This is a genomic window from Pseudoduganella sp. RAF53_2 (assembly GCF_052113985.1).
GTDB lineage: Bacteria > Pseudomonadota > Gammaproteobacteria > Burkholderiales > Burkholderiaceae_D > Rugamonas.
Window position 1 is genome coordinate 1 of the sequence record NZ_JBFRDW010000213.1, and the last position, 8,725, is coordinate 8,725.

An 8,725-nucleotide genomic window follows, 5' to 3' on the forward strand; every position below is an offset into this window, starting at 1 on the left:
GTGAAGAGATGGACTCGCAGACGTCGACCGCCGTACTGACCGGCACCGAGCTGCGTCCGGCCATCAACATCATCAACGGCAGCCGCGATGTAACGGCGCTGTTCACCGAGTTCAATATCCCGGTGGTGAAGGACCTGAGCGTGAACCTGGCCGGCCGTGCCGACAAGTACAGCGACTTCGGCAGCGCCTTCTCGCCGAAAGCCAGCGTGCGCTATCAGGCCGCACCGTGGCTGCTGCTGCGCGGTACGGTGTCGCGCGGCTTCCGTGCGCCATCGCTGCCGGAGATCACCAACTCGACGTCGGTCAGCTATGGCAGTGTGATCGATCCGCGTGACCCGATCACGCCAACCCAGGCGCGCGGCATCACCAACATTACGACGGCAAACAGCAATCTGTCGCCGGAACGTTCGAACAATATCGACCTGGGCTTCGTGCTGTCGCCAACGCCGACCAGCAGCATTGGCGTGGACTACTACCGTATCCGCACCAATGGCGTGATCGGCACCGAGAGCGCGGACAGCATCATCGCCAACGAAGCCACGCATCCGGAGAAGATCGTGCGTGACGCACAAGGCCGCATCCTCACGCTGTATCGCCAGTACGCGAACCAGGGCGACCGCCTGGCCAGCGGTTTCGACTTCGACCTGCGCCAGCGCTTCCCGCACACGCCATACGGCAGCTTCGCGCTGAACGCGCAATTGAGCTATGTGCTGAAGTTCGAAGCGCCGCTGTCACTGGGCGCGCCGTTGACCAATGGCGCGGGCAATAACTGGTTTGGTTCGATTCCGAAATGGCGCGGCGTGACTTCCGCGAACTGGGAAAACGGCGCGTACAGCGGCACGCTGACCTGGAACTACGTGGATGGCTACGACCAGACCACGCGGCCGGGCGAGCGCGTGAAGCCGGTGGGCACTTTCGATGTGAACTTCGGCTACAAGATCACGCCGGCGACCACGGTCAACCTGATCGTGCTGAACCTGGCAGACAAGAAGCCGTCGTGGGATTCGTCGTTTGCCTTCTTCGATTACACCCAGTCGGACCCGCGCGGGCGCTTCGCTTCCGTCAAGCTGACCCACAGGGTCTAAAAGCAGTCGGATCAATGATCCGACCTACGCCGTAGGGCGGATCATTCGATCCGCCGTGCGTGACGCTCACGCGGCGGCGTCGTCCTCAAGGGAGGCGCGGTAGGCGCTGGGGGTGTTGCCGGTTTTTTCGCGGAAGGCGGTCGCGAAATTGCCGGCGTTATTGAAACCGATGAGTAAGGCGATGTCCTGGACATCCATATCGGTATCACGCAGCAACTGCAGTCCGCGCTGGATGCGCGCTTCGCGGATGAAGGCAAACACCGTCATCCCCGTGTGCGTGCGGAACAGATGATTCAGCTTTTCGCGGTAAGTGCCCACGCTGCAGGCGATCTCGGCCAGCGAGGGCAAGGCGGCCAGATTATCGGAAATCAGGCGCTTGGCCGCATTGACGATGACCGTGTCCGGGTCCACTTCGGCCGGCTCGCTCGCTGTGGCCGGTGCAGGCTGGCGCTGCATCAGATTCAGGTGCACGTGAATGCGTGCCGCCAGTTCGCCGGGCGTAAAGGGTTTCGACACGAAATCCACCCCGCCAATCGACAGCCCCATGATGCGGTCCTCCGCCGCATCCGTACCACTCAAAAAGATGATCGGGATATCGCGCGTCGCCGGGTTAGCCTTCAATAGCCGGCAGCAGGTATAGCCGTCCATATTCGGCATGCGCACATCGAGCAGGATCAGGTCGGGGCGGCTGGAGAGGGCGAGCTGGTAGCCCTGCTCGCCATTGAAGGCGACAGAGACGCGATACGGTAGTTCGCTAAGCAGGTCGACAAGCATGCGCTGCTCAAACGCGGAATCGTCCACGATGAGGATGTTGCGAACTTGTGCATCGCTGGTCAGATACATGTGAATACAAATGCCGGGGGCTTGTTGCTTATTATGCCCAAGTTCTTAAAATTTTTTCGCTTTTCTCCTCTGGCAAACGTGCTGTCGCTTCTGGCAAAAGTGTAGTGAGTCGGGCTCAACCAAAATGAACTAGCAAAGCAGCAGTTTTCGCAGCTTGAGATCCGCTAGTGATTATTGGTGAGTCTTTTCAGGCATTTTTAGATGTAAAACAGAGACTGGCGTTGACACTTGGTTATCCACCTGAAACGGAGGCAATATGAAACACACAGACTTTGGCCAGATGCCGTGCCCAATCGCTCGCAGCCTGTCCAAGGTGGGTGAGTGGTGGAGCATCCTGATCCTTCGCGATGCTTTCTACGGCTTAACCCGCTTCGATGAGTTCGAAAAGAGTTTGAAGATCGCTCCGAATATGCTGACCCGCCGTCTGGCCGGCCTGGTTGAGGGCGGACTCATGGAGCGTCGACAGTACAGCGCGCGTCCACCACGTTATGAGTATGTCCTGACCAAGGCAGGCCGCGATTTCAAACCTGTACTCCTGGCGTTCGTCGCCTGGGGCAATGAACACCTGTCGCCGGAAGGCGCCAGCCTGCTGGTGGTGAGCCGCGAAACCGGCAAGCCAGCCGACCAGGTGCTGGTCGATGCAAACAGCGGCCTGGCCATCAATGACGAGGACTATATGTTCGCGCCTGGCCCGGCAGCTAGCGAAGTGATGCGTAACCGCATCAGCGAAGCCAGCCGCCGCATGCACAGTTAAGGTGTGAGCTGGTCGTAGACGGTCTGGGCGATGCGGCCCAGGTCGTCCTTGCTGATGCTGCCTGACAGGGCGTAGCCAAAGCTGCCGTCGATCCAGTAGAACACCCGCACATTTCCCTCTTGCGCGAAGCGGAAGCCCGTTTCGCGCATTTCTTTTTGTCCCGAACTCACATACAACGTCAGGCGCTGGCCGGTGGAATCGGCGTACATGAACTGCGCCACAGGCCCGCCATCGCCCGGCAGCAGGCGTCCGCCGACCAGCTCGTAGCCTAAAGGAGACAGTTGCGGCGGCTTCAGCTCCGTACCTAGCCGTTTTGATAGCCAGGCCACCAGGTGCTTTTGCTGGTCCGCGCCGACCTCGACGGGATGCCGCACTTCCGGTGCATACACGGCATGGGCCACGGCCGCCCGGTGCGGCAAGGCGTCCGGCGCGGCGGCAATGGTAGCCAGTGCCTGGCCGCGCATCGACCAGCCGGCCGCCATGCCCAGCAGACCGGCGCCTACCGCAATGGAAATGGCGGCCGCGATACGCATCCACGGCAGCGGACGGCGCGGCGGGCGCGTCAGCGCGGAAGGCAGGCTCTCGTCCATGACAGGATTGAACAGGGCGCGCAGCTCCTTGTTCTGGCGGCGGTAAGCGGTCAGGCGTTCCGATTCGTCCGGCCGCACGGCCAGGTAGCTGTCCACCTCGGCCCGGCGGGACGGGGCCAGGCGGCCATCGACCCAGGCTTGCAGTTCGGCTTCGGTAGGGATGCTCATTTGACGACTTTCAGGGGCGAGGGCACGGCCTGGCCCAGCATCAGCAGGCGCAGCCGCTCGCGTCCTCGCGACAGGCGGGACATTACCGTGCCTTGCGCAATGCCGAGCGTGGCGGCGACTTCCTCATAACTCATTTCTTCCAGCGCGACCAGCAGCAGCACCTCGCGCTGCTCGGCGGGCAGCAGGGCCAGCGCCGTTTGCACATCGCGCAATTCCAGCCGCGCGGAAGTGGACGAAGGCGCGGCCTGCACCGGCGTGGCTTCATCCAGCTCCACGGTAGCGGGGGCCGGACGGCGTACCTGGTCCACGTACAGATTGTGCATGATGCCAAAAAGCCACGCTCGCATGTCGCCGCCGGCCCGCCATTGGGCCAGGCGGGACCAGCCGCGTTCCATGGTGTCCTGCACCAGGTCATCGGCACTGCTGCGCTCGCCCGTCAGCGCCCGCGCGTAACGGCGCAGGCGGGGCAGGCAGGACAGCAGAAGTTCGCGCGCGTCCGGCATGAAAGCTTAGTCCTTCACCAGGCGCCACATATCCTTGAAGCCGTCACCGTTGCGGTCGCCCGCTTTCTTGTCGCCGGCGAAGGTATAGACAGGTTTGCCTTTGTACGCCAGCTGTTTGGTGCCGTCGTCGCGGGTGATGGCCGACCATTCGCCGGACACGCCGGCCGGTGCCGCCACAGCCGGCCAGTTCTTGGCGCAGCCGTCGTTGCAGACGCTCTTGCCGCTGTTGGCCGCGTCCTTGTCGAAGGTGTAGATGGTCATGCCGTCAGTGGTGACGTAGATGTCGCCGGATTTCTTGACCGGATCGGCAGCAAATGCGGTGGCGCTCAGCAGCAGGGCCGGGATCAACAGGGCGATACGTTTCATTTCATTCTCCTTCAGGTGGGTGGTGACAATGCGTATACGTAGTGTGCGGCCCTTCTATTCCATCCAACGTAAAATTATTTTCTACACAATGAGAACTATCAAGTCCTGAAAGCGGCTTTCCTTATCAAACCCAGGAGAATCGCATGAACAAGGCAAGGTTGTGGAAGCATACTCTGGGCGTGCCCTTGCTGGCCGCTCTGTTGAGCGTTGGCACCGCATATGCCCAGTCGCTCGCCAAGTCCGACCAGAAACTGCTGACCGATATGGCCATGGCCAATATGGCCGAGGTGGAAGCAGGCAAAGTGGCCGTGCAGAAAACCCAGAGCGATCAGGTCAAGAGCTTCGCCCAGCAGATGGTTGACGACCATAGCAAGGGTCTGGACGAAGTGAAAAAAGTGGCAGACGCCAAAAACGTCACCCTGCCAACCGAGCTGGACAGCAAGCACAAGGCGCTGATCGCCAAGCTGAACGGCATGTCCGGTGACAAATTCGACCGTACTTATATGGATCAGGCAGGTGTGAAAGCGCACCATGACGCGCACCGGCTGATCGCCAAGGCTGAAAACAGCGCCAAGGATGGGGAAGTGAAAGCCCTGGCTACCAAGCTGGAGCCGACCATCACCCAGCACATGAACAATGCCGACCAGCTGAACGCTAGCATCAAGGGCAGCACCATGATGGGCAACAGCGGCAGCAAGGGCAGGACCGGCAGCAGCGACCGCAAGCCGCAGCCGTCCAGTGGAAATACCGACGATCCGGAGAATCCGGCCAATATGACGACCCAGCCGCCAGCGCCGGTCAAATAACAGGTTCCGGCGGGCGGCGTCCTGGACATTTTGCGCCGTCCGCACCCCGGCAAATATGCTTGCTGCATCTCGAACTGTGGAATAATGCAGTGTGACCGAAGATGCGTTACAGCAATATTGTTCAGGGATTCTAATTAGTGGAACTTTTCGCGCTCGACGACGAGCTGGACCAGTGGGAATTGCAGCTGCCGCAGGCGGACGGCGTGCCTCGTCTTGCGCTTTTGTCGAAGCTGTCCTGGCACCTGCGTCAGCGCGATGTGGCACGCGCGGATCAACTGGCCGCCGAGGCTGCACCGCTGAGCTTTTTGCTGGGGCCGCAGGAACAACGCACGCTGGCGGCGCGTTACACACTTGTCCAGGCCGAAGCGCGCTGGCTGTTCGGTGAACTGGATGCGGCGTCCTCGCTGGTCGAGCAGGCCATGCAGGAATTCACCCGCCTGAACGACCGCCTCGGCACGGCCGACGCCCACCACTTGCTGGCCTGGGTCGCCGTCGATCGCGGCAATTCCGCCGATTGCGACAATGAACTGGTACTCGCCGCCGCCGATGCGCGGGCGGCGGGCGATGGCATGCGCACCGATGTTTTCGAAAGCACGGCAGCGCTGTTCTCGTCCTTCCGCAATGTGGCCGCTGCCACGGAACGCTGGGGCAAGCGTTTCAGCTGCGACCTGGACAAGCTGCATCCCGTAGTCGCAGGCTGGATCAGCGATTTCTACGGCACCAGCGCCTTCCAGTCGGCGGACTTCGGCCGCGCCATCAGTCATCTCATGGTGGCGTTCGAAGCGGCCAAGCTGTCCGGCCAGCTGCGCCGCGCCATCAATATCGCCACCAATATCGGCAACGGCTTCACCAGCCTGAATGCGCACGACGCGGCGCTGGAGTGGATGCAGCGCGGCCTGGACATTGCGCGTCCCACCGGCTGGCCGATGAGCATTGGCCTGTGCCAGATGCAGACCGCGGAAACCTTGCGCCAGCTGGGCCAGCGCGAAGCCGCGCAGACTTTGCTGAGCGAGGCACTGGAAACGCTGAAGCCTTTGTCCGGCTCGCGCGCTTACGCGGTGGCGCTGGAATACCGCGGCGATCTGGCGCTGGATCTGGGCGACTATCGCGCGGCACTGGAGAGCTTCCGCGATCTGGAACAGCGCGGACACGCCCTGGCGCAAGCCGACTTCCAGAGCGGAGCACGGCGCGGGCAGGCGCATGCGCTGTCTGGACTGGGCCGCCCAACCGAAGCACTGGCCGCTGCGCAATCGTCGCTGGCGCTGTCGCGCGAACAGGGCGATCCGTACAACGAGATTGCCGCCTTGCGCGTGCTGGCCGATATCCATTTGCGCCACGAGCTGCCGGCGCCTGCGCCGCTGGACGCGCCGAACGCCGTGCTGCACTACCTGAACAAGGCGCTCACTGTGGCCGCGACGATCGAAGGCTACACGGTGCCGGGCACGCTGCTCGATGCAGCGGCGCGCGAGTACGCCGCTTCGGGCGATTTTGCCCGCGCTTACGAAATCTCCTTGCAGGCCAGTGCCGCGCGCGACAAGACCCACAGCCAGGACGCCACCAACCGCGCCATCGCCATGCAGGTGCAGTATCAGACCGAGCGGGCGCAGACCGAAGGCGAGCACCATCGACAATTGGCCGCTGCGGAAGCGGAGCGCGTGGAAGTGCTGCAGCAGACCACGGCCACCTTGAGCCACTTGTCCGCCATCGGCCAGGAGATCACGGCGCACCTGGATGCGGCGGCGGTGTTCCGGACACTGGACCGCCACGTGCACGGCCTGCTTGATGCGACGCATTTCTCGATCTTCCTGCTGGAGCCGGACGGCCATCACCTGTACTGCGCCTTCGGCGTGGAAGCGGGCCGCCCCGTACCATCGACGCGCTTCCCGCTGGATGATCCGAATATGAACTCGGCGCGCTGCGTGCGCGAGCGCCGCGAGATCCTGATCGAAATCGACAGCCATGCCGATACGCCGAATCTGATTCCCGGCACGCTGCCAACRCTCACCTTGCTGTTTGCGCCGCTGACCATCGGCGAGCGCGTGCTGGGCGTGATGACCGTGCAGTCGCTGCTGGCGCAGGCCTATGGCGAGCGCGAACGCATGATCTTCCGCACCTTGTGCGCATATGGCGCGATCGCACTGGATAATGCGTCCGCATACCGCCAGGTGGCGGCAACGCTGAAGACCTTGAGTGCAACCCAGGCGCAGCTGCTGGAAAAGAATATCGAGCTGGAACGCGCGTATAAAACGCTGGAAGACGTCAGCCTGACCGACCAGCTGACCGGCCTGCGCAACCGCCGCTTCTTCCTGCAGCATGTGGATGCGGACGTGGCGATGTCRCTGCGCCGCTATGACGATCCGGCGCTGCAAGGCGAGGCTCCGTCGGAACCGCAGCCGGACCGTGATCTGGTGTTCTTCATGGTCGATCTGGACCACTTCAAGGAAGTGAACGACCAGTATGGCCACGCTGCGGGCGATTCGGTGCTGGTGCAGATGAAGGAGCGCCTGCGCGAGGTGTTCCGCGAGTCCGACTACCTGGTGCGCTGGGGCGGCGAGGAATTCCTGGTGCTGGCGCGCGCGACACATCGCGATGATGCCAAGGTGGTGGCGGAGCGCATTCGCCAGATCGTCTGCCAGCGCGAATTCGTGCTGCCGGATGGGAAGCGCTTGTCCAAGACTTGCTCGATCGGTTTTGCCTGCTTCCCCTTCCTGCCGTCGCATCCACGTCTGCTGTCATGGTCGCAGGTGGTGGAGCTGGCGGACCAGGGGCTGTACATCGCCAAGCATTCGGGACGTAACGCCTGGGCGGCCTTGTACGCCACTGAGCGCACGCAGCCTGACGAATTGTTCCCGCGCCTGATGCACCAACAGGCGCGCATGATCGCGGACGGCGAAGTGCGCGTGGTGACCAGCGTCGAGCAGCAGCCTATAATTCATCCATGAAGACTGTGCATCGCTGTTCCTGGGCCAATCCGGCCAATCCGCGCTATATCGCTTACCACGACGAAGAGTGGGGCTTGCCCTGCCACGACGAGCTGCGGCTGTTCGAGATGCTCAATCTCGAAGGCGCGCAGGCTGGGCTGAGCTGGGAGACTATCCTTAACAAGCGCGATTCCTACCGCGAAGCCTTCGATGGCTGGGATGCACGCAAGATTGCCGTCTATGGCGAAGACAAGGTCGCCGAACTGCTGGCTAACCCCGGCATCGTGCGCAATAAGCTGAAGGTCGCGGCGGCGATCAGCAATGCGCGAGCTTATCTGCAGCTGCTTGACGAAGGCTCGTCGCTCGATGCCTATTTGTGGTCCTGGGTGGACGGTAAGCCGATCGTCAATCGCGGCGAGCGCGTGGCGAAGACGGAGTTGTCCGACCGGCTGTCGAAGGACCTGTCGAAGCGCGGCTTCAAGTTCGTGGGCTCGACGATTGTGTATGCCTATATGCAGGGCATCGGCATGGTGAACGACCATGACATCAAGTGCTTCCGCCACGCGGAGTGCAAGCGTGGCGCCTAAGCCGCGCCACGTCGTCCTCGAAACCTCCCTCGGCGACGGCCAGCGCTTCCTCGCCACCCTGGCATCCCACCGCGGTGCAGCGGGCGCGGCGCTGCATTACAT

The 8,725-nt window shown here is 62.4% G+C and carries 9 protein-coding genes; 5 read left to right on the forward strand and 4 right to left on the reverse strand.

The window, feature by feature from the left end:
• A partial coding sequence (locus AB4Z11_RS14285) for a TonB-dependent receptor domain-containing protein (RefSeq protein ID WP_442025910.1) occupies positions 1 to 1,085 on the forward strand: 1,085 nt, incomplete at its 5' end.
• Between the two features lie 66 nt (positions 1,086 to 1,151).
• Here the strand turns inward: AB4Z11_RS14285 and AB4Z11_RS14290 are convergent.
• Positions 1,152 to 1,928 (reverse strand): response regulator transcription factor, encoded by a 777-nt coding sequence (locus AB4Z11_RS14290; protein WP_442025911.1) that lies wholly within the window; start codon positions 1,926 to 1,928, stop codon positions 1,152 to 1,154.
• Between the two features lie 256 nt (positions 1,929 to 2,184).
• On the opposite strand from AB4Z11_RS14290, the gene AB4Z11_RS14295 reads away from it, so the two are divergent.
• Positions 2,185 to 2,682 carry a winged helix-turn-helix transcriptional regulator gene (locus AB4Z11_RS14295; RefSeq protein ID WP_442025912.1) on the forward strand — a complete coding sequence of 166 codons (498 nt, stop codon included), beginning with the start codon at positions 2,185 to 2,187 and terminating at the stop codon, positions 2,680 to 2,682.
• Here AB4Z11_RS14295 and AB4Z11_RS14300 read toward each other — a convergent pair.
• From AB4Z11_RS14300 to AB4Z11_RS14310, 3 genes are read right to left on the reverse strand one after another with little or no spacing between them, the layout of a single operon-like run.
• Positions 2,679 to 3,440 (reverse strand): anti-sigma factor family protein, encoded by a 762-nt coding sequence (locus AB4Z11_RS14300; protein WP_442025913.1) that lies wholly within the window; start codon positions 3,438 to 3,440, stop codon positions 2,679 to 2,681. The two genes, AB4Z11_RS14295 and AB4Z11_RS14300, sit on opposite strands and share 4 nt — an antisense overlap.
• Positions 3,437 to 3,943 carry an RNA polymerase sigma factor gene (locus AB4Z11_RS14305; RefSeq protein ID WP_442025914.1) on the reverse strand — a complete coding sequence of 169 codons (507 nt, stop codon included), beginning with the start codon at positions 3,941 to 3,943 and terminating at the stop codon, positions 3,437 to 3,439. Before AB4Z11_RS14305 ends, AB4Z11_RS14300 begins: the two co-directional genes overlap by 4 nt.
• Positions 3,944 to 3,949: 6 nt before the next feature.
• Complete coding sequence (locus AB4Z11_RS14310; RefSeq protein WP_442025915.1) at positions 3,950 to 4,309, reverse strand: COG4315 family predicted lipoprotein; 360 nt, start codon at positions 4,307 to 4,309, stop codon at positions 3,950 to 3,952.
• Positions 4,310 to 4,452: 143 nt separating this feature from the next.
• Between AB4Z11_RS14310 and AB4Z11_RS14315 the strand changes: the two genes are divergently transcribed.
• The 3 genes from AB4Z11_RS14315 to AB4Z11_RS14325 all read left to right on the forward strand — a co-directional run bounded on the left by AB4Z11_RS14315 (position 4,453) and on the right by AB4Z11_RS14325 (position 8,623).
• Positions 4,453 to 5,115 (forward strand): DUF4142 domain-containing protein, encoded by a 663-nt coding sequence (locus AB4Z11_RS14315; RefSeq protein ID WP_442025916.1) that lies wholly within the window; start codon positions 4,453 to 4,455, stop codon positions 5,113 to 5,115.
• Between the two features lie 137 nt (positions 5,116 to 5,252).
• Positions 5,253 to 8,057, forward strand: a complete 2,805-nt coding sequence (locus AB4Z11_RS14320; RefSeq protein WP_442025917.1) for a diguanylate cyclase — start codon at positions 5,253 to 5,255, stop codon at positions 8,055 to 8,057.
• On the forward strand, positions 8,054 to 8,623 hold the full coding sequence (locus AB4Z11_RS14325; protein WP_442025918.1) for a DNA-3-methyladenine glycosylase I: 570 nt from the start codon (positions 8,054 to 8,056) through the stop codon (positions 8,621 to 8,623). The genes AB4Z11_RS14320 and AB4Z11_RS14325 overlap by 4 nt, the downstream gene beginning before the upstream one ends.
• Positions 8,624 to 8,725 lie beyond the last annotated feature (102 nt).